Below are 22,232 nucleotides of genomic sequence, written 5' to 3' on the forward strand. Positions count from 1 at the left end.
TTTAAAAGTTTGGGCTTTTTTTTCATCATGCAGAATCCCAGAGGGATGAAATATTTACAGAAAAGAAATAATTCCGTCTGTAAAAAACTCCAGCGGAGCAACATCTTTGAGATGTGTCGCTCCGCTGGAGCTTTAGTTTGATTGCTGAATGTTTTTCTATAAATATTATGCTCCCCTGGATCTAAATCACGTAAAAGGTCAAAGCCTTAGAATCTTAGCATCTTAACTGCTCAGCACCTTAGAAAAAAAACATTTGCAAATCGAAAGGCTATTTCATACCTTTGCACTGTTCTTAAAATTATTGTCAGTTATCACGAAAGGCGGAGGGATAGACCCGATGAAACCTTAGCAACCCTTTATCATAAAGAAGGTGCTAAATTCTACTTTATACGACATTTTCCAGTATTAAAGATAGATAACACAAATACATACTCGTATTTCTCAAAACTTTTCTCGATAACATATAATATTTACTGAAACAGATTCTGTATCAGGAGCGAATCATTGGCCCATTTTTGCAGTCAATAGTTCCCGCTTTTCGTTGCAATCATTTTATCCGCCGCGGCTGATAAAATAATTTCCACTTCAATCGGGGCTAATGAGTCGGCATAGTGCACTTTTGGGATTAATGTAAAAAAATATCGAAGGCTAGACCGAAAGGTTTTTAAAACCTGCCGGGTCTAAAAGAGCCTTCACAATCATAATAAAAAAACTTAGCATCTTAGAATCTTAGCAGCTAAAACAAAAAAATATGGCAATTACAATACAAGAAGCAATAAAAAAAAATATCCTAATCCTTGATGGAGCAATGGGAACAATGCTGCAGCGCTATAATTTCTCAGAAGAAGATTTCAGGGGAGAGCGTTTCAAAGATTTTCCGCATCCGTTAAAAGGAAATAACGATTTACTATCCATAACACAACCACATGCAATCCGCGATGTCCACGCCGCTTATTACGAAGCCGGCGCTGACATTGTAGAAACTAACACTTTTTCAGGAACGACAATCGGTATGGCCGATTATCACATGGAAGATTTGGTTTACGAGTTAAACTACGAATCAGCAAAAATCGCAAGACAAGTAGCTGATGAGTTTACCGCGAAAAATCCAGAAAAACCTCGTTTTGTAGCCGGTTCAATCGGACCGACGAACAGAACGGCAAGTATGTCTCCAGATGTAAATGATCCGGGTTACAGAGCCGTAACGTTTGATGATTTGAGAATCGCTTACAAACAACAAGCAGAAGCCTTAATGGACGGTGGCTGTGATTTACTTTTAGTAGAAACGATTTTCGATACCTTAAATGCAAAAGCAGCACTTTTTGCTATCGAAGAAGTAAAAGAAGAACGTAATCTTGATATTCCAATCATGGTTTCAGGAACGATTACAGATGCTTCGGGAAGAACACTTTCAGGACAGACAGTTGAAGCATTTTTGATTTCAGTTTCGCATATTCCGTTATTAAGCGTGGGATTCAATTGCGCCCTTGGAGCCGATTTGTTGAAACCATATTTAAAAACATTAGCACATAATACAAGCTTTAATGTTTCGGCGCATCCAAATGCAGGATTGCCAAATGCATTCGGACAATACGATGAAACACCAGAACAAACTCAGGCTTTCATCAAAGAATATTTAGATGATAATTTGATTAATATCATTGGTGGTTGCTGCGGAACAACTCCAGATCATATTCGATTAATGGCTGAGGTTGCGAAGGATTATAAGCCGAGAGTGGCGCCGGTTGTTGCTTAATTTTCTTGAAGTTTGAAAATGAAGAAAAAGTTATTCTTAGAAAGCAAAAAAATAATAGTAAAGCGGAATGAATAATTGGAAGACTATTTTTTTATTTATGGTAGCTGGCTTACTAATATATCAAGTATATGATAATATTCAGCAAGATGATTATAGAAAATCTTTCAAAGGCGAAACAATTGCGTTAGTAACTATAAACGAAGGTTTCAGAGAAGACAAAGTTTTAAGATATTATTTTTATACAAATAGGAAGATTTTAGGAAAAATTGGAAATAGGTCACGCCATAATAGTTTATACAAAGAGATAAATAAGTTTTATAGAGTAAAGTACGATTTGATTAAACCTGAAGAAAATGAAATTTTCTTAGAAGAGGAGTTAAAACCGGATTCTTTAGCACTCGTTAAAGCGGGTTTTATCAAAACTAAATACTATGAATATGATGATGGTGCAACGGGTAAATATTTAGAAAAATCAAAGTGGAAATGATTTCGGTGAAAAACAAAACGTCATTGTGAAACCGAGTTTGCGTGAGGGATAGAAGTGAAAAGCCCACAGCCTGACGAAGGAAGAGCGAGGACTTGTAACGGATAGCCCGGTTCGCCGCGGCGAAACACGCCCAAAACAAGATTAGAATAGTAGAATGAGATTGCTTCGTTCTTCGCAAAGACAAGCAAGACGTTGAATAAAAGTTCCGGAGGAACTAAACATATTGTAGCAACGGAATTTATTCCGTTGAAAATTGAAGAAAATGACAGAAAAAAGAAGAGACCTTGTATTATCAGGATTAGAACCGTTGATTATTACGCCCGAAAGTGTTTTCGTGAATGTTGGCGAGCGTACGAATGTGACGGGTTCAAGAAAATTCCTTCGCTTAATCAAGGAAGAGAAATATGACGAGGCGCTTGATATTGCAAGACAACAAGTTGAAGGTGGAGCACAGATCATCGATATTAATATGGATGAAGGAATGCTTGACGGTGTTCAGGCAATGACTAAATTTTTGAATTTAATTGCTGCAGAACCAGACATTTCGAGAGTGCCGATTATGATCGACAGTTCGAAATGGGAAATCATTGAAGCGGGTCTGAAAGTAGTACAAGGAAAAAGCGTTGTAAACTCGATTTCGTTAAAAGAAGGCGAAGAAGCTTTTATTCACCATGCGCGACTAATCAAACGTTACGGAGCGGCGGCAATTATTATGGCTTTTGACGAAGTTGGTCAGGCCGATAATTACGATCGTCGAGTGGAGATTTGTCAGCGTTCGTATGATATTTTGGTCAACAAAGTAGGGTTTCCTCCGCAAGATATTATTTTCGATTTGAATATTTTCCCAGTTGCAACGGGAATGGAAGAGCATAGATTGAACGCGTTGGACTTTTTTAGAGGAACAAAATGGGTTCGTGAGAATCTTCCACACGCACATATTAGCGGTGGAGTAAGTAACGTTTCGTTCTCTTTTAGAGGAAATGATACCGTTCGTGAAGCGATGCACTCCGTGTTTTTATACCACGCGATTAAAAACGGAATGACGATGGGAATCGTAAATCCAGAGATGTTGACGATTTATGATGATATTCCGAAAGACTTATTAGAACACGTTGAAGACGTAATTTTAGATAGACGCGACGATGCTACAGAACGACTTTTGGATTTTGCTGAAAACGTAAAAGGCGAAGTAAAATCAGATGAAAAGGCCGTTCAAGAATGGCGTTTTGGAACAGTTCAAGAGCGTATTACACATTCGTTAGTAAAAGGAATTGATGCTTTTATTGAAGAAGATGTTGAAGAAGCGCGTTTGGCAGCAACAAAACCAATCGAAGTTATCGAAATCAATTTGATGACGGGAATGAATGTCGTTGGAGATTTATTCGGAAGCGGAAAAATGTTCTTGCCTCAGGTTGTAAAATCGGCACGTGTAATGAAAAAAGCGGTGGCTTATTTATTGCCTTATATTGAAGCAAGTAAACAAGCTGGCGACAAACAAGGAAACGGAAAAATCCTGATGGCAACTGTAAAAGGTGACGTTCACGATATTGGTAAAAACATTGTTTCGGTAGTTTTGGCTTGTAACAATTACGAGATTGTAGATCTTGGTGTTATGGTGCCTCCGGAAAAAATTATTGCGGCGGCGATCGAACATGAAGTTGACATTATCGGATTAAGCGGATTAATTACGCCTTCGCTTGACGAAATGGTGTATTTGGCTAAAGAACTAGACAAACAAGGAATTAAAATCCCTATTATGATTGGCGGGGCAACAACTTCGCGCGCGCATACTGCCGTGAAAATTGCACCACAGTACAAAGAAACTGTAATTCACGTAAACGATGCTTCGAGAGCTGTTACTGTTGCAGGAAATCTGTTAGATCATAATAGAAAAATATATGCAGCAGATATTCGTGCCGAATACGATTCATTTAGAGAAACATTCTTAAATCGTTCAAGAGATAAAAACTTCCTTACGATTGAAGATGCCCGTAAAAATAAATTACCATTGGATTGGTCAGAATATACTCCGACTAAACCAAAAGTAATTGGCAAACAAACTATAGAAATAGAACTGGATGTTTTGGTTCCGTATATCGACTGGACGCCATTTTTTCAAACGTGGGAATTGTACGGGAAATATCCTGCGATTTTAACGGATGAGGTTGTGGGCGAACAAGCAACTTCTGTTTTTGCTGATGCTCAGGCAATGCTGAAAGTTATTTTAGAAGAGAAAAAACTAAAAGCAAAAGGTATTTACGGAATTTTTCCTGCGAATCAGGTTGATGATGACGATATTGAATTGCGTGACGAAAACGGAAAAGTTTTGGAGAAATTCTTAACACTTCGTCAGCAGTCACAAAAAACAAAAGGCGCTCCAAACATCGCTTTAGCCGATTTTATTCTGCCAAAAGAAAGCGGAATAACAGATTATATGGGAGCTTTTTGTGTGACAACAGGTTTTGGTGTAGATGAATGGGCGGCGGAATATGAGAAGAACTTAGACGATTACAATTCGATTATGGTTAAAGCACTTGCCGATCGTTTTGCTGAGGCTTTCGCCGAATATCTTCACGAAAAAGTTCGTAAAGATTTTTGGGGTTATGATAGAGAAGAATCTTTAAGCAACGAAGAATTGATTAAAGAAAATTATAAAGGAATTCGTCCAGCTCCAGGTTATCCAGCTTGTCCAGATCACTTAGAGAAACCAACAATTTGGAAGCTTTTAAATGTAGCCGAAGAAATTGGAGTGACTTTAACGGAAAGTATGGCAATGTGGCCGGCTTCATCGGTTTCAGGATACTATTTTGGAAATCCGAAAAGCAGGTATTTCGGACTCGGAAAAATAAAAGAGGATCAGGTAGTAGATTACGCTAAACGACGTAATGTCCCAACGGATTATGCCATGAAATGGTTAAATCCTAATATAGCAGATTAACAAAAAAGTTTCAGGTTTCAGGTTTAAAGTTTCAAGTTCTGTACAGCAACTTGAAACCTGGAACTTTAAACTTGAAAGAACAAATATTTGATTTAAGTTTTTGATTTCAGATTTTTTACACAAACGATTCAAAAACATAATCATAACTCATAACTTAAGAAATGAAAGTAACAGAGCATATAGAAAACGCCAAAGGAAAAACATTATTCTCATTTGAACTTATTCCGCCTCAAAAAGGAAAAAGTATTCAAGAATTATACGATAATATTGACCCGTTAATGGAGTTTCAACCGCCGTTTATTGACGTAACAACTTCGCGCGAAGAATATATTTATATAGACAAAGGCAACGGACTTTTAGATAAAAAACTGACTCGTATGCGTCCGGGAACGCTTGGAATTTGTGCTTCTATAAAACATAAATACAACGTAGACACCGTTCCGCATTTACTTTGCGGCGGATTTACACAGGAAGAAACCGAATATATGCTGGTTGATTGTCAGTATTTAGGAATTAATAATGTGATGGCGCTTCGTGGTGACGCCATGAAAGATGAACAATCTTTTGTGCCAAAAGCTGGCGGAAATCATTTTGCGATTGATTTGGTTAAACAAATTAATGATTTGAATTGTGGAAAATATCTTCATGAAGTGATGGATATTGATAACAAGGCTGATTTCTGTATTGGTGTTGCGGGTTATCCTGAAAAGCATTTAGAATCACCATCATTACAATCTGATTTAAAAAGATTAAAAGAAAAAGTAGATGCGGGAGCAGATTATGTGGTAACGCAAATGTTTTTTGATAATGCGAAATATTTTGCTTTTGTAGAAAAGGCGAGAGAAATAGGTATTACAATCCCAATTATTCCAGGAATTAAACCAATTGCCGTACAAAGACATTTACAAATTTTACCTCAAATTTTCAGAATCGATTTACCCGAAGATTTAATCGATGCAGTTTATAAATGCAAAAATAACGCTGAAATCAAGCAAGTCGGAATCGAATGGGCGATTCAGCAGTCACTTGAATTAAAAGCTGCCGGAGTTCCTGTTTTACACTATTATTCAATGGGTAAATCAGAGAATATTCGTCAGATCGCAAGTCAGGTTTTTTAAGAGTTTTCTATTAGATATAACACAAGTTTGTCATTTCTTCTTCGTCGAAATGACAAACTAAGCGTTAGTTGGAAATCTGATTCCAAATGATAATAATGCTGAAGGATTTTGTTTAATTTAGAAGTTTAAAATTTTCGCGTAATGAAACAAGAAGAACTACAAGCCATAGCCTCTCAGTTAAAACTTCCAACAGGAGAAAAAGGAATCGAAATGGGAAATATGATGAACGAAACGAACATCAATATGACACGCCATTCGATTCAAAATCTGAATATATCAAACGAAAATAAAATTCTAGAATTGGGTCACGGAAATGCGGGACACGTAGAATTTTTATTCGAACAAGCTGAAAATCTGAAATACTACGGACTGGAAATGTCCGAACTAATGTTTCAGGAAGCGCGCCAGATTAATCGAAATTTTGTTTCTCAAAAACAAGCTTTCTTTTCGCTTTATGACGGAAATAAAATTCCGTTTGAAAATGATTTTTTTGATAAAATATTTACGGTAAATACAATTTATTTTTGGCAGAAGCCAGAAGAATTATTAGTAGAGATTTACAGAGTACTAAAGCCGAATGGGAATTTCTGCTTAACATTTGCGGAAGAAGATTTCATGAGGAAGCTTCCGTTTACTCAATTTGAATTCGAATTATACAGTACTGAAAAAGCACAAGAATTAATTAAGAAATCGCCTTTTAAAATTGTTTACTCAGAAACACAGACTGAAAAAGTAAAGAGTAAAACAGGCGAATTAGTAGATAGAGCTTTTACTACTATAGTTCTAGAAAAATAAAAGTTTTTTTGCCACAGATTAAATGGATTAACACAGATTAAAAAAATCTTTTAAATCTGTGGCAGAATTATTAACTATAGCAGATCTTAAAGTGCTTTCGTTTTTTATTATTAATCTTTCGGAATTATAATCCTTTACAATTATGGAAGTTAAGAAAATCAATTTTTTACAGAGTTACAGCAGCATACTTTTGCTTCTTGGCGGTATTATTATAGGAAGTATTTTAGGATTGGTATTTGGAGAAAAAGTTTTGATAATAAAACCGATTGGTGATATATTTCTGAATTTACTTTTTACGGCAATTATTCCGCTTATCTTTTTTACGATTGGTTCTTCAATTGCCAATTTGGAAAAAACAGAGAAACTTGGAAAACTGTTTGTTATAATGATATTGGTTTTTCTCGCGACAATTCTAATTTCTGGCATTGTAATGATCTGTGCCGTTTATCTTTTTCCAATTCATCAGGATATTGCCATTACCAAAGTTCCGTTTGAAAACATTCAATCTGGATCAGCTGGAGATCAAATTGCAAAATTGCTTACAGCAAATGATTTCTTCGAATTATTGTCTCGAAAAAGTATGTTGGCACTTATTATATTCTCATTTTTAATAGGCTTTGCCACATTACAATCTGGTGAAAAAGGAAATGCTTTCAAAAGTTTTCTTGATTCAGGAAACGAGGTAATGAAACAGCTTTTGAATATTATAATGAAATTTGCTCCAATTGGTTTAGGAGCTTATTTTGCTTATCAGGTTGGTATTTTTGGACCGCAGTTGTTTGGAGTTTATGCAAAACCTATGGCTGTTTATTATGCGGCCTGCATCTTTTATTTCTTTGTGTTTTTTAGTTTGTATGCACTTGTTGCCGGTGGAAAAAGAGCTTTCAAAGTTTTTTGGAGCAATAATGTAACCGCTTCATTAACTGCAGTTGGAACTTGCAGCAGTATTGCAACGATTCCTGCAAATCTCGATGCTGCACAAAAAATGGGAATTCCGGCACATGTTCGTAATTTGGTGATTCCACTTGGAGCACCTTTGCATAAAGATGGATCGAGTATGTCATCTATTTTAAAAATAACCTTTTTATTTGCCATGTTTGGAAAAGAATTTACAGAACCTTCAACCATACTTTTGGCACTCGGAATTACAATTATTGTTTCGATTGTCGAAGGCGGAATTCCAAACGGAGGTTATATAGGAGAAGTTTTAGCCATCACCGTTTATGGTTTTCCAATGGAACAGGCGTTACCGGTTGCTATGATTTTAGGAACTCTGGTTGATCCAATTGCTACTTTACTAAATGCAAATGGAGACGTAATTTGTTCTATGATGGTTTCCAGATTTTCTGAAAAGACCAAATGGTAGCTTTACGGTAAGTTTTACATTTTCACATTAAATATTAATTAACCTGTTTTCTACTGAAAAATCAGTATGAAAACCAATACTATATAATATGAATTCAATACTGCAGCATGATCTAAAAAATTTCGAAGTTATCTTAGAAAAAGCAAAACAACAAGGAATTGATTTCTTGAACAATCTTGAAAATATTCCAACTTCAAGCAAAAATAAAGTAGATACAAACCGTGCTTTAAACGAATTAGGTTTGGGCTCTGAAGAGGCTTTAATAGAATTTAATAAAAGATTAGTTCCTTTATTAGTTTCTTCGCCAGGTCCGCGTTATTGGGGTTTTGTAACTGGAGGATCGACTCCCGCTTCAATTGTAGGCGATTGGCTGTCGTCGATTTACGATCAGAATACGCAGGCGGTTGTGGCGCAGGGCGGAAATTCGGCATTAATAGAATTTGAAACCATTCATTTATTACTACAATTACTAGAACTTCCTGATACATTCATGGGCGGATTTGTTACCGGAGCAACTATGTCAAATTTTACTTGTTTAGGAGTAGCGAGACAATGGTTTGGAAAACAATTGGGTAAAGATTTTGCTAAGAATGGAATTTCAGAAACGATCAATATATTGACAGCAATGCCGCATTCGTCTTCTTTAAAAACATTATCAATGTTAGGAATTGGAAGCCAGAATTATACAGTTGTAAAAACAATTGAAGGTAACCGTGAAGCAATTGATACTGTTGATTTAGAAACAAAAATAAAAGAATTAAATGGGAAACCTTTTATCTTAATTTCTAGTGCAGGAACCGTAAATACAGCCGATTTTGATGATTTTAAAGAGATTTCAGCTCTTAGATCGAAATATAATTTCTGGTGGCATATCGATGCGGCTTTTGGTGGTTTCGCTGCAGTTTCAGATAAATATAAGCATTATGTAGAAGGCTGGCAGGGTGCAGACAGTATTGCTGTTGATTGTCATAAATGGCTGAATGTTCCTTACGAAAGCGCATTTTATTTGGTTAAAAAAGAACATATTAATCTGCAAATCGAAACGTTTCAAAATTTGAATGCTCCTTATTTAGGAAATGCGCTTGAAAATTTTAATTATCTAAACGTTCTTCCAGAAAACTCGCGTCGTTTAAGAGCTTTGCCGGTTTGGTTTTCTTTAGTGGCTTACGGAAAAGAAGGATTTTGCGATATTATTGAAAAAAGTGCTTTACTTGCGCTGCATTTTGGAAATGAGCTTATTGAAGACGGCCGTTTTGAACTTCTTGCTCCAATTCGGTTAAATAATGTTTGCTTTACTTTAAAAGGAGATGAAAATCAAGATAAAGTTGCTCAATTTTTAACGCAGCTAAATGATACAGGAAAAGTATTTATGACACCAACTGTTTATCAAAATAAAAAAGGTATCAGAGCATCATTTGTAAATTGGAGAACTGCCGAAGAAGATATTAAAATTGTAATAGAAGAAATGAAAAATATAATTTCAGATTTGGATTTATAAGTCTTAAAATAGAATTTTTGAAGCCCGTTTATGTATTAAGCGGGCTTTTTTTATGCGCAAAACGCTGTTTTTCCTTAAAAAAGTGTTTTGTAATTTAACTTTTATGATTAAAGATCTTAATCAAATCTTAAGCTAAAGTTAATTATTGACTAAGGAACGCTATTTTTTTTATTGATTCTTAAGTTTAAAAGTTAATTATTATTCTTATTTAGAATAATTAAAAATAGTTTGGAAAAGCTGTTGAAAGAGTCTAAGTTTGTTGTCAATTTAATTTTCAAACCATATTTATCTGATGCAAATAAGTAGATTATTACTCTTGATCACGATTATTTTTACCTCACTTCAAGGGTACTCACAAAAAAACAAAGTAAACTTAACCGGAGTTATTTTAACAAATCAAGGCAAACCAGCTGAAGGAGTTTCAGTAGCACTAAAAGGAACCGTTTACGCAGCACTAACTAATAACAAAGGAGAATATAAAATTAGCGGAGATAGCGGAGACTATATTTTATTGATTAGTCATGTTGGTTATAAAACAATAGAAGCCGCAGTTTCGCTTAAACAAGGAAGCAAACCAACTCAGAATGTTACGATAGAGGAGGATATGGCTGCTTTAAATGAAGTTGCTGTAAAAGGAAAGTCTAAAGTACAGCGTGCCAGAGAGCAGGCGTACAATATTACTTCTGTAGATCTTAAAAAAACATACAATACAACTGCCGATTTAAATCAGGTTTTGAATAAAACTACAGGTGTACGTATTCGTGAATATGGAGGATTGGGATCTGCGTTTAACTTTTCATTAAACGGTTTCTCTGGAAATCAGGTTAAATTTTTTCTTGACGGAGTACCAATGGATAGTTATGGTTCGTCGCTTACTTTAAATAATATTCCGGTAAATATGGCTGAAAGAATCGATGTTTACAAAGGTGTTGTTCCTGTAGAATTGGGCGCAGACGCTTTGGGAGGCGCAGTAAATATTATTACGAATAAAAACGTAAACCGCTATATTGATGCTTCTTACAGTTATGGTTCTTTTAATACTCATAGAGCGGCCGTAAACACAAGATTTTCGGGCAAAGATGGGTTTATTGCTAATATTAATGCTTTTGCAAATTACTCGGATAACGATTATAAAGTAGACGTAAGTATTGTTGATAAAAATACCTCGAAGTTTTTACCAGAACAAAAATACAAACACTTTCATGATGGTTACAAGTCTGGAACTATAATGGCCGAAGCGGGATTTAAGAATAAAAGCTTTGCCGATTATTTGCTTGTTGGTTTTGCTATGTCTGGCAATAAAAAGGAAATTCAGCAGGGAAGATCTATGCAAAAAGTGGTTGGACAAGCATTTACAGACAGTGAAAGTTTTATTACTTCTTTAAAATATAAAAAAGATAATCTTTTTACTAAAGGATTATCACTAAATGTAAACAGTACATACGCTTTGGTAAACAACAGATCTGTAGATACATCTTCAAGAGTGTATGATTGGACAGGGAATTATGTTTACAGGCAATTTGCAGGAAACAGTGATAAAGGAGAGCTGGGAAACAAGAGTATTTATGTTTATGATGAAGAAAATGCCCAGTTGACTACTAATTTAAAATACCAATTGAATGAACAGCATTCGCTGGCAGTAAATTATTCTTATTTAGGCTATAAACGTAAAGAAACAGATGAATATTTAACTGTAATTGAACTTGGAGAGCCTACAATTAATAAGAACATTCTAGGATTGGGTTATAACTTCAGCGGTTTAGATAATCGATTGGCAATTTCTGCATTTGGAAAAATGTTTGATTTAGAAACCAAAATGCTTTCTGGCGGAATAACGCAATCAACGACATCGACTAATTACGGTTATGGAGCTACTACAGCTTATTATTTATCGGATAAATTACAAATAAAAGGATCTTATGAACATGCTTATCGTTTGCCGGCTGCAATCGAAATGCTTGGAGATGGTTTAACTGTAAACAGTAACATTGGCTTAAAACCAGAAAGCAGTGACAACGCAAATTTAGGACTTGCTTTTATTCTTCAAAAAGAAAAAAATCACTTTAATGCTGAAACTAGTTTAATATACAGAGAAGCAAAAGATTTTATTAGAGAAAAACAAGATGGTGATAAAACGGTATATGAAAACTTGCAAAATGTACAAGTATCAGGTATTGATGGGGTTCTTAGATACGGTTACACAGATTTACTTACGTTCGAGGTAAATGCAACATATCAAAAAAGCCTTAATAAAAACAAATACAAAACAGGAACAACAAGTCCAGATGCTTTGTATGATGCGCAGTTGCCAAACGTTCCAATTTTTTACGGAAATGCTGATTTGACTTTTAATTTTAAAAATGTCAAATATCAAGGAGACAAACTTTCTTTGAATGTGAGCGCAAATTATATCGATGCATTTTATTTGACTTGGCCGGTTTTAGGCGAGTTAGAGACTAAAAAAGCAATTCCAGAACAATTTACCCAGAATGCAATGGTTGCCTATTCATTTTTGAAAGGAAAATACAATCTCGCATTCGAATGTAGAAATATTACTGATGTTAAAGTCTACGACTACTTTAAAGTTCAAAAGCCAGGACGTGCTTTTGCTGTTAAGTTCAGATATTTTCTTCAGTAATTAAATTTTAATAATAACCCTTAATAATTATAATCATGTTAGTAAACAAATTCGCAAAATGCTTTGCATTGGGCTTTCTGTCATTATCTATTTTTTCATGCAGCAGCGATGATTCATCTTCAAAAGAGGAACCAGCTGTAAATGGTGCAAAATACGTTGCATCATATTGGTTAGACGATTACACACAATATATATTAGATTTTAACTCTACAGATCAATTAATGACTGGCGAAATCAGTGCTAAAGGAGTTGGAATTGAGCAAGAAGGAAGCTGTTTTCCAGTGCAAAATACTTTTTTTGCATTGAGTACAGGAGATGAAGGATCAGTTTCATTTCATCTTAACAGCGCAGGAAAACTAGTTCAAGGCGGAAAACTAGCTTTCGAATCATCTTACGCTGTAGGTTATACTGATGATAAAAAAATGATCAATATTGGTGCTACGTGGGACGGAAGTTCGTCTGATTACGAACTTATGATTTACAATCCAGCAACGGTTTCAATCGATGGTCGTAAGTTTAATGATTTTAGTGTAACTCCTGGAAATAAAAACATATTATATTGGCCAACTGGAGCTGCAGTTTCTGGCGACAAACTTTTTGTTCCTGTTTACACTAAAGATGTAAGCGAGAAGAAAAATGTAGTATTATCTTCAGATGCGGTTGTGAGAGTTTACAAATACCCTTCTTTAGAATATGTAACAACAATAAAAGATACTAGAACAACTGCAATTGGAATGTACTATACTAATACAGGAATTGTACAAACTGAATCTGGAGATATCTATACTTTTTCATCTAATGCACGTGCAGGAGGTTATCCAGTTACAGCTGCAGCTTCTGGAGTTTTACGTATTAAAAAAGGAGATGCTAAATTTGATCCCGGATATTTCTTTGATCTTGAAGCAAGTACTATTAAAGGAAAAGTTTTAGCAGCTTATCCATTAGGAGGAGAGAAAGTTTTTATCTCTTATATTCCTGCTTCTGTTGATCCAGGAAAATCAGTTTATAGTTTCTTAAGCACACAAACCATATTCAAGTCAGCAATTCTTGACTTATCAGCAAAAACTGTTTTAGCAGTTACAGGATTACCTGATCATGGTGGTGATGAGTTTTTTGGAGTTGGAAGTTTGTTTGTTGAAAACGGTAAAGCTTACAAAAGTTTCGTAACCGGCAATGAAGCTCGTGTTTATCAAATTGATATTGCAACAGGTAATGCAAAAGCTGGAGCTCTTATTAAAGAAGGTCTTTATTTACCAACAATTGGTAAACTTACTTTCTAAATTCTAATCTATTATAGATGGCTTGAAGTATCTTAAAAGATGCTCAAGCCATTTTTTTATTTTTATTAAATTATAATTTCAATGACTGCTATTAAAAGCCGAACGGGTAAACCGCCAAATAAAGGAAAATCACGTTTTAGTAAAATTAATGCCTGACTGCATTTATGGCTGGGTCTTGCTTCTGGAATAATTGTGTTCATAATGGCAATTACAGGTTGCATTTTAGTTTTTGAACACGAAATAAAAGAGTTGACTTCACCATACTTAAATGTTGAAGCACAAAGCCCAGAAAAACTGCTGCCACCTTCAAAAATTTACGCTGCCGTTCAAAAAGTACTGCCAAATAAAGAAATTCATGGAGTATGGTATAACGGCTTAGACAAATCAGTTAAAGTTGATATTGAATCTGATTCATTGATTTATGTAAATCCGTATAACGGCAAAATTACGGGAATGGTCGATCACGAAGATTTTTTTCATATTATCGATGAAGGACATCGAAATCTTTGGCTGGAGCGTGAAATAGGAGCGCAGATAACGGCTTGGGCAACTTTCATTTTTTTCTTTTTATTGATAAGCGGACTTGTACTTTGGTTTCCAAAAAAATGGAATAAAACAACGGTTAACAACAGTTTTAAAATAAAATGGAGCGCCAAAATCAAACGTCTAAATTATGACTTGCATAACGTTATGGGATTTTATGTCGTCATTTTAGCCTTACTGATTTCTTTTACAGGATTATTAATGAGCTTTCATTGGCTTCGCGAAAGCACTTATTGGATAAGCGGAGGCTGGGCTGATGAAAAGGACAAAAAAGAACAGATTGTTTCGGTTAAAAATGATACAATTTATAAACAGCAAATCGATAAGCTGGCTGGAGCCGATTTTATCTGGAAAAAGGTGCGGACAGAAATTGCTAAGGAAAATAAAGAAGCTGTTATCATTCATTTTCCTGATGAACCCAAAGACGATTATTATGCTTGCACAGATATGTATAAAGGAATTTGGAGGGATTTATATTTTGATTCTAAAACATTAGAACTACTTCCAAAATCTGAAAAATACATTAGTGACGAACGATTCTCAGATTGGTTAATGAGATCAAATTATAGTCTTCATATTGGCGCAATAGGCGGATTGACTACAAAGATTATTTATTTTACAGCAAGTTTAATATGCGCAAGTCTTCCTGTTACAGGTTTTTACATCTGGTGGGGAAGAAAGAAAAAACAAAAAAAATAACATTGAGTACTTTTTAAGTTTCTATTTGTTTGGTTAGTTGGTTGAAAGTCTTTTGCAAGAAATAATATTCTGCAAGAGACTTTTTTTTGTTTTAAAATAAAGAAAATAAACAATCATATTATCAGGATGAGCGAATTCGAAGCCAACATAGTGATTTAGTATATATGAGCTTCGAATTCGCTCAGTATGACAACTCTGACTTCATTCGGCCTTATAAATGTGTGATTATTTACTGCTTTGCATAATATCTTTAAAAACAAAAAGAGCCTGCTTTTAGCAGGCTCCTCTCATTCAAAAAAAAATAAAAAACAAAAACAAATTCAAGGGATCTTAAATTCTATAAGTAAAAGATAATGTCGCAATGCGATTATCTAGATCGTATCGTTTATTAATAGCAGTCTGCCCGACTGTTGAGTTAATGTAAAAATTGTTAGTATTAAAAATATCAGTAACATTTAGTTTTATACTTCCTTTGTTTGCCAGAACTTGTTTTGAAATTCCAATGCTGAAATCAAAAAAGCCGTCACGTTGATAAACGCCAAGGTTCGATTTTGATTGATACTGAGCGTTAGCTTCAGCTTTCAAACTTTCAGTTATTGTGAACGAATTCTGTACACTTAAGTTTAGCGTAACAATTGGATCAATAGTATCAGAGTTTACGATGTTGCCCATAAATCTATTTTCGAAAATATTGAAAAGAGTATTTATAGACCAAAACTTGTAAAGTTCTGCTGTATGAGTAATGTTTGCTCCATAATTATAAGATTTTGATACATTTATCTGAGAAGTAACAGTTGTGTTATTACTCGGATCATAAGTATAAACTTCCGTAAAAACATCTTTAGTGCTGTTGAAATACAATGAAGACATGAAATTGCTTTTCCAAGCATATCCAATTTCGGCAGCATGCGTAATTTCAGGAACTAAATTTGGATTTCCTTGAGAGTAATTGAATGAATCATCATAAAAACGAAACGGATTCAAATCAAATTGACTCGGTCTGTTTATTCTTTTGCTGTAAGAAGCATGAACAGAATGATTGCTTGTAAGTTCATATTTTAAAGAAAGACTCGGGAACCATTTTAAATAATCGTCTTTGTGCTCCTCGTTTAAAGTTCTTTGTAAGATATTAATTGCCGTATATTCAGAACGTAAACCACCTTGAATGTTTAAATCTCCAATTTGATATTTGTAATTGGCATACGCCGCATAAATTTGTTCTTTGTACTCAAAATGATTGGTTGAATTAAGATCAATTATCCATTGGTTATTGTCATTATATTCATAAACCGATGGATTATCATTGTTTTTTAAGCTCGCTTTAAAACCCCATTCGATAGATTGTTTCTCTTTTAATGGATTAGTAAAATCTACTTTTCCTGTAAAAACTTTTAATTGTGACGGAATAAAACCTCTTCTATCATTAATATCATTTGGGTTTGAAGGATCTATATTTTGTGCACTCTGAAATTGATTTGATCTAAATTTTGAAGTTTCGTATTCAAAGTCAAAAGACATATTTTTTCCTTCCGTATTAAACTTATGAACTCCAGAGAACGCATACGTGTAATCATTCCATTTTTCTTTACTGTCGTTGTATGTTGAAGCATCAAAAAGCAGTTGATTTTGGGCATTGCTCAAAGAGTTTCGACCGTTGGCGATATTTTCATAACACCCCAATTTAGCATCAACATAAAACTCTAAATTCGTTTTAGGAGAAACTTCATAAGTAGTTCCAATTTTAAAGTTATTCGAAGTAAGCGGTTCGTCTGTAGTTGAGGTTTGATAATTTTTAGTGTCAATTTGCTGACGCGTTATATCTGTATATTGCGTTTGGTTAAATTCTTTGCGTTCCTCTTCACCTCTAAAAGTGTAGCTGTAATTGCCATAAACGCCAAATTTGTCCTTATTGTAACTTAAGTTAACCCCAGAATTAGTTCTGTTTTTTCGTCCGCGGCCATAACTCGCAAACGCAGTTCCTTTTATCCCTGAAGTACTTGGTTTTTTTAGAATAATATTTATAATTCCGGCTTTTCCGGCTGCATCATATTTAGAAGAAGGATTCGTTATAACTTCAATTTGTTTAATATTTGAAGAAGTGGTTGATTTTAAGTAATTAGCCAATTCTTTTTGAGAAAGCTGCGTTAATTTACCATTAATCATAACAGCGACACCCTGTTGTCCTCGAATAGACAAATCGCCGTCCTGAGAAACTACTACTCCAGGAGCACGAGATAAAACATCCAGCGCTGTACCACCTTCAGATACAATACTGTTTTCGACATTAAAAACCAGACGATCTGATTTTTGAGTATATAAAACTTTCTTTTTTGTAATTACAATTTCATCTAAAACATTAATAGATGTTTCAACCAGACTGTCTTTTTCTTTTTCTGTCTGTGAATAGGAATATACGGAAAACGCGAGCATAATAGAGGTTAAAATGTTCTTCATGTCGTTTTGTGCTTTTATAGATGAGTTGTTTTTTTAATGTAAAACGATTTGTTCGATTTTATCTGAAAGTAATTTTTTGAAACGTTCAACGTAATTATAAAAGGGATAAAAAAGAGACATTATGAAGTGAAATAAATGTGGCATTTGTGCAGTATTATTGAGATTGATCCTGCAAATATAACACTATTTATATCAAGTCTAAATAAAAATAATTCAAATTTGACACTTTTAATTGTAAACCATTGATAACGAGAGAAGATGAATTGGGTTTCAATGTTGTTTTTGCGACTCAGAACGTATAAATAATGATTTTAGAACTGTTAATCGTTTCTTTTGAAGATTTTATAAAACAGAAAACCAGTCTATTCTGTACAAGAATAAACTGGTTTTGTTGATAAGCTGAAACTGAAAACCGAGATCGAAAACTACTTGGTAATTTCTCTAAATACAGCTTCTAAGTTTTTATTTTTTTGATTTAATTGCAGTGTTTTTAAGCCGTTTTCATTGGCAAAATCAAAAATGGCAGGGCGCATATCTTTTTCAGTAACAAAAGTAAGTTCCCACGTCATGTCATGCGTATTTTTGTACGAAGCAATATTTTCAAGCCTTGCTAAAAGCTGCTCTTCAACTTGATAATCAAACTCAACCTCAATAACTTGCTCTTTATTTGTAGAAACAAGATGATCTAATTTGTTATCAGCAACAATATTTCCTTTGTCAATAATTATGACACGATCACAAATAGCTTCAACCTCTTGCATGATATGAGTTGATAAAAAAACAGTTTTATCTTTACCAACATTTTTGATTACATTTCGTATTTCCATTAACTGGTTAGGGTCTAGACCAGTAGTTGGTTCATCTAAAATTAAAACATCAGGATTATGCAGTAAAGCATTTGCAAGTCCCACACGCTGGCGATATCCTTTTGATAATTGTCCTATTTTTTTATGGCTTTCAGTTGACAGTCCTGTCAGTTGAATTACTTCTTCGATTCTTGATTTTGGAACCTGATAAACATCGGCATTAAAAGCCAAATACTCACGAACATACAAATCTAAATACAACGGATTATGTTCTGGTAAATATCCAATAGAACGCTGCACCGCTTTTGCATTCGTCATGACATCGTGACCGTTTACAAGGGCTGAGCCGTCGTCGGCAAGTAAATACGTAGTCAAAATTTTCATTAAAGTAGATTTTCCCGCTCCGTTTGGACCAAGAAATCCAACGATTTCTCCTTTTTGAATAGAGAATGAAATTTCGTTCAGTGCTTTTTGAGTTCCGTAACTTTTTGATATGTTGTTAACTTCGATCGACATAGACTTTTTATTTGCTACAAAAGTAAACAGAAATAATCTTGATTGCTAAAATTTGTCTTTTAAAGAAACCATAAAATAAATAAAACCCAATAGATTCACGGCATTGTTGTTGTTAAAGGAATGCTAAATTAAAACAAACCCAAATCATGAAAAAATTTTTAGTGATAGCAGCTTTGGCTATCTGCACTTTTGCAACTGCACAAAAAAAAGGATCCATTTTAGTAATGGGAAGTATTGAGTATAATTCTCAAAACGTTTCAAATTCTGGATCAGAAGACAAAACTAATTCTTTTACTTTTTCGCCTAAAGTAGGTTATCAATTTCACCAAAACTGGACAGCGGGTATCGAAGCTGGAGTTGGTACTGCTAAAAGAGAGTTTAGTAATAATACAGAGAGCAAATTAAATAGTTTCTCTTTAGGAGGTTTTTTACGTTACTCAAAACCATTAAACCAAACTTTCTCTGCTTATGCTGATTTAGGAGTTGGGTATCAAAATAGAAAAACAACAAACTCTGTTGGACCATTATCAACAATAAATGAAGGTGACGGTTTTTATATTGGAGTTACACCGGCGATTTTTATTAATGTAAATAAAGGATTTGGTTTAAACTTCAACATTGGAGGTTTAGGGTACAATACTTTAAATTATGACGGAAATAATGGAAATGGAGACAATGTTAAAAACTTCAATTTCACTTTCGGAAAAGCATTTTCTGTGGGAATTTCAAAGAATTTCTAATCTGAAATATATAAATTCAATTTCGAGAAGAGCATCCGCCGCGGCGGATGCTTTTTTTGTTTAAATAGAAATGCCAGCAAAAGTGAAACCGAAACGAATCATAACTAAATTCGGTCTCACATACTGGCATAAAAAACAAAAATATATTCTAGGTAAAACTATTACACAACAGGATTTTCAACAGCAGCTCTCATTTCCTGAGCAGCAGCAACCATTTCGATCAAAGCTTTTTTAGTTTCATCCCAATGACGAGTTTTTAAACCGCAATCTGGATTTACCCAAAGCTGATCTACCGGAATTACAGCCGAAGCTTTTTCTAACAAACGAACCATTTCTGTGCTTGATGGCACTCGAGGTGAATGAATATCATAAACTCCAGGTCCAATTTCGTTTGGATATTTAAAGTTAGCAAATGCATCTAAAAGTTCCATTTGCGAACGAGAACACTCGATTGTAATAACATCGGCATCCATGTCTGCAATGTTCTGAATAATGTCGTTGAATTCGCTGTAACACATATGTGTGTGAATTTGCGTATCATCGTTTACACCGCTTGCAGAAATTCTAAAAGCTTTTACAGCCCAATCTAAATAGTTCGCCCATTCTTCTTTTCGTAAAGGCAAACCTTCGCGAATTGCGGGTTCATCGATTTGGATAATTTTGATTCCGGCTTTCTCTAAATCCACAACTTCGTCACGAATTGCTAATGCGATTTGTGTACAAGTTTCAGAACGCGGCTGATCGTTACGAACAAATGACCATTGCAAAATTGTTACAGGGCCTGTAAGCATTCCTTTTACCCATTTTGAAGTTAAAGACTGCGCATATTTAGACCATTTTACAGTCATAGGAGTTGGTCTTGAAACGTCACCATAAATAACTGGCGGTTTTACACAACGGCTCCCGTAACTTTGAACCCAGCCATTTTTGGTAAACGTAAATCCGGCTAGTTGTTCTCCAAAATATTCCACCATATCATTACGTTCGAATTCTCCGTGAACTAGAACATCAATTCCAGTTTCTTCCTGAAAACGAATTGTAGCTTCAGTTTCTTTTTCGATTAAATCGTTGTATTGTTCTGTGGTTAATTCTCCTTTTTTGAATTTTGCTCTCCAGCTTCTCACTTCAGCTGTTTGAGGGAAAGATCCAATTGTGGTTGTTGGAAACAATGGCAGATTTAAAGCTTCAATCTGGCTTTTTCTTCTTGTAGCAAAAATACTTTTACGTTTATCATCTGAAGCTGTAATTCCTGCAACACGATTTTTAACCTCATTATTATGAATTAATTTTGAAGTTTTACGATTGTCGTTTGCAATTACATTTTGCTCAAAATCAATTGAGCTTTTAGTGTCAACTTCGTTTGAAGCGAATTGTTTTAAAAGTACAATCTCGTTGATTTTTTGTTTTGCAAAAGCCAGCCATTGTTTAATTTCTGGCGTCAGAGTTTGATCGTTTGTTTCTAGATCTAGATCGCACGGACTGTGAATTAAAGAACAAGACGGCGCCACTAAAATTCTATTTTCGCCTAAAGCTTCAGTCGCTTTTTTGATTAATTCTAATGATTTTTTGAAGTCGTTTTTCCAAATATTTCTTCCATCAACAACTCCTAATGAAAGATTTACATTTGGATTTAATTTTCCAGATTCTAAAATGTCATCTAATTGAAGCGGACAACGAACTAAATCTAAATGGAAAGTATCAACTGGTAAAGCCAAAGCCGTTTCTAAATTTTCTCCAAAGCAATCAAAATAATTCGCTAAAATGATTTTAAGTTTTGGAAAACGAGTATTGATTTCGTTATACACTTTTGTAAAAGTGTTTCTTTCTTTATCAGTTAAATTTAAAGCTAAGAAAGGTTCGTCAAGCTGAATATATACTGCGTTTTCTGCTTGTAGTTTTTCGAAAATTTCGAAATAAACAGGAAGTAATTTATCAATAAGATCAATTCGGTGAAAACCTTCTTCCTTTTCTTTTCCTAAAAGCAAATATGAAATTGGTCCAATTAAAACTGGTTTTGTGGCAACTCCTAAAGCATTTGCTTCTTTAAATTCGTTGATTACTTTTTCTGAAAACAATTCGAATTTTTGGTTCTTTGTAAACTCAGGAACAATATAATGATAGTTGGTATCGAACCATTTTGTCATTTCCATTGCAACAACATCCTGTCCGTCTTTTTGCGCGCCTCTTGCCATTGCAAAATACAAATCTAAAGCAGAATTTGTTTTGGCTAATTCATGATAACGTTCTGGAATTGCTCCAACAGTCAGAGTTAAATCTAAAACCTGATCGTAAAAAGAAAAATCATTAGACGGTATTAAATCAACTCCGGCTTCAGCTTGTAAATGCCAGTTTTGAATTCGAATTTCTTTTCCCGCGTCGATAAGTTCGTCTGCCGAAATTTTTCCTGCCCAATAAAGTTCGCTGGCTTTTTTGAGCTCTCTGTTGCTCCCAATTCTTGGATAACCTAAATTATTTGTTTTCATTTTGATTTCAGTATTTTTTACTGAGCAAATTTATTGTATTAGATTTTATAACTTATATTTGGTTATTATTTCAGTAAAATGCGTTTTAAAAATTCAATTTTAAAGATTTTATTAC

14 protein-coding genes and 1 riboswitch are annotated in these 22,232 nt (G+C 34.4%); of the genes, 11 read left to right on the forward strand and 3 right to left on the reverse strand.

Annotation, left to right across the window (positions count from 1 at the left end; translation table 11 throughout):
• The first annotated feature begins 305 nt into the window (after window positions 1–305).
• Window positions 306–422: riboswitch (SAM riboswitch) on the forward strand.
• Window positions 423–751: 329 nt separating this feature from the next.
• The 10 genes from NLG42_RS07260 to NLG42_RS07305 all read left to right on the forward strand — a co-directional run bounded on the left by NLG42_RS07260 (window position 752) and on the right by NLG42_RS07305 (window position 15,118).
• A complete protein-coding gene (locus NLG42_RS07260) occupies window positions 752–1,756 on the forward strand; it encodes a homocysteine S-methyltransferase family protein (RefSeq protein WP_257683362.1) in 1,005 nt (334 codons plus the stop codon).
• 67 nt (window positions 1,757–1,823) lie between these two features.
• A complete protein-coding gene (locus NLG42_RS07265; RefSeq protein WP_257683363.1) occupies window positions 1,824–2,243 on the forward strand; it encodes a hypothetical protein in 420 nt (139 codons plus the stop codon).
• 262 nt (window positions 2,244–2,505) lie between these two features.
• Window positions 2,506–5,181 (forward strand): methionine synthase, encoded by a 2,676-nt coding sequence (gene metH / locus NLG42_RS07270; RefSeq protein ID WP_257683364.1) that lies wholly within the window; start codon window positions 2,506–2,508, stop codon window positions 5,179–5,181.
• Window positions 5,182–5,342: 161 nt separating this feature from the next.
• Window positions 5,343–6,299 carry a methylenetetrahydrofolate reductase [NAD(P)H] gene (metF, locus tag NLG42_RS07275; RefSeq protein ID WP_089057480.1) on the forward strand — a complete coding sequence of 319 codons (957 nt, stop codon included), beginning with the start codon at window positions 5,343–5,345 and terminating at the stop codon, window positions 6,297–6,299.
• Between the two features lie 141 nt (window positions 6,300–6,440).
• Entirely contained in the window at window positions 6,441–7,094 is a 654-nt protein-coding gene (locus NLG42_RS07280; RefSeq protein ID WP_257683365.1) for a class I SAM-dependent methyltransferase, read from the forward strand.
• A 142-nt stretch (window positions 7,095–7,236) separates the two neighbouring features.
• Entirely contained in the window at window positions 7,237–8,460 is a 1,224-nt protein-coding gene (locus NLG42_RS07285; RefSeq protein WP_099720574.1) for a dicarboxylate/amino acid:cation symporter, read from the forward strand.
• A gap of 88 nt (window positions 8,461–8,548) precedes the next feature.
• Window positions 8,549–9,958: a pyridoxal phosphate-dependent decarboxylase family protein gene (locus NLG42_RS07290; RefSeq protein ID WP_257683366.1), complete on the forward strand. Its 1,410-nt coding sequence runs from the start codon at window positions 8,549–8,551 to the stop codon at window positions 9,956–9,958.
• A gap of 292 nt (window positions 9,959–10,250) precedes the next feature.
• Window positions 10,251–12,596, forward strand: coding sequence for a TonB-dependent receptor (locus NLG42_RS07295; RefSeq protein WP_257683367.1), 2,346 nt, complete (start codon window positions 10,251–10,253; stop codon window positions 12,594–12,596).
• Between the two features lie 35 nt (window positions 12,597–12,631).
• Complete coding sequence (locus NLG42_RS07300) at window positions 12,632–13,876, forward strand: DUF4374 domain-containing protein (RefSeq protein WP_089057485.1); 1,245 nt, start codon at window positions 12,632–12,634, stop codon at window positions 13,874–13,876.
• Between the two features lie 168 nt (window positions 13,877–14,044).
• Window positions 14,045–15,118: a PepSY-associated TM helix domain-containing protein gene (locus tag NLG42_RS07305; RefSeq protein WP_257683975.1), complete on the forward strand. Its 1,074-nt coding sequence runs from the start codon at window positions 14,045–14,047 to the stop codon at window positions 15,116–15,118.
• A 330-nt stretch (window positions 15,119–15,448) separates the two neighbouring features.
• Here NLG42_RS07305 and NLG42_RS07310 read toward each other — a convergent pair whose 3' ends face one another.
• Window positions 15,449–17,572, reverse strand: a complete 2,124-nt coding sequence (locus tag NLG42_RS07310) for a TonB-dependent receptor domain-containing protein (RefSeq protein ID WP_257683368.1) — start codon at window positions 17,570–17,572, stop codon at window positions 15,449–15,451.
• A 425-nt stretch (window positions 17,573–17,997) separates the two neighbouring features.
• Window positions 17,998–18,894, reverse strand: coding sequence for a gliding motility-associated ABC transporter ATP-binding subunit GldA (gene gldA / locus NLG42_RS07315; RefSeq protein ID WP_257683369.1), 897 nt, complete (start codon window positions 18,892–18,894; stop codon window positions 17,998–18,000).
• A 146-nt stretch (window positions 18,895–19,040) separates the two neighbouring features.
• Here gldA and NLG42_RS07320 point away from each other — a divergent pair, with 146 nt between their 5' ends.
• Window positions 19,041–19,634: an outer membrane beta-barrel protein gene (locus NLG42_RS07320; RefSeq protein ID WP_089057489.1), complete on the forward strand. Its 594-nt coding sequence runs from the start codon at window positions 19,041–19,043 to the stop codon at window positions 19,632–19,634.
• A gap of 161 nt (window positions 19,635–19,795) precedes the next feature.
• On the opposite strand, the gene metE is transcribed toward NLG42_RS07320, so the two are convergent.
• Window positions 19,796–22,117 carry a 5-methyltetrahydropteroyltriglutamate--homocysteine S-methyltransferase gene (gene metE / locus NLG42_RS07325; protein WP_257683370.1) on the reverse strand — a complete coding sequence of 774 codons (2,322 nt, stop codon included), beginning with the start codon at window positions 22,115–22,117 and terminating at the stop codon, window positions 19,796–19,798.
• Window positions 22,118–22,232: the final 115 nt, after the last annotated feature.

Source organism: Flavobacterium plurextorum (assembly GCF_024638035.1).
In the GTDB taxonomy this organism is placed as follows: Bacteria; Bacteroidota; Bacteroidia; order Flavobacteriales; family Flavobacteriaceae; genus Flavobacterium; species Flavobacterium plurextorum.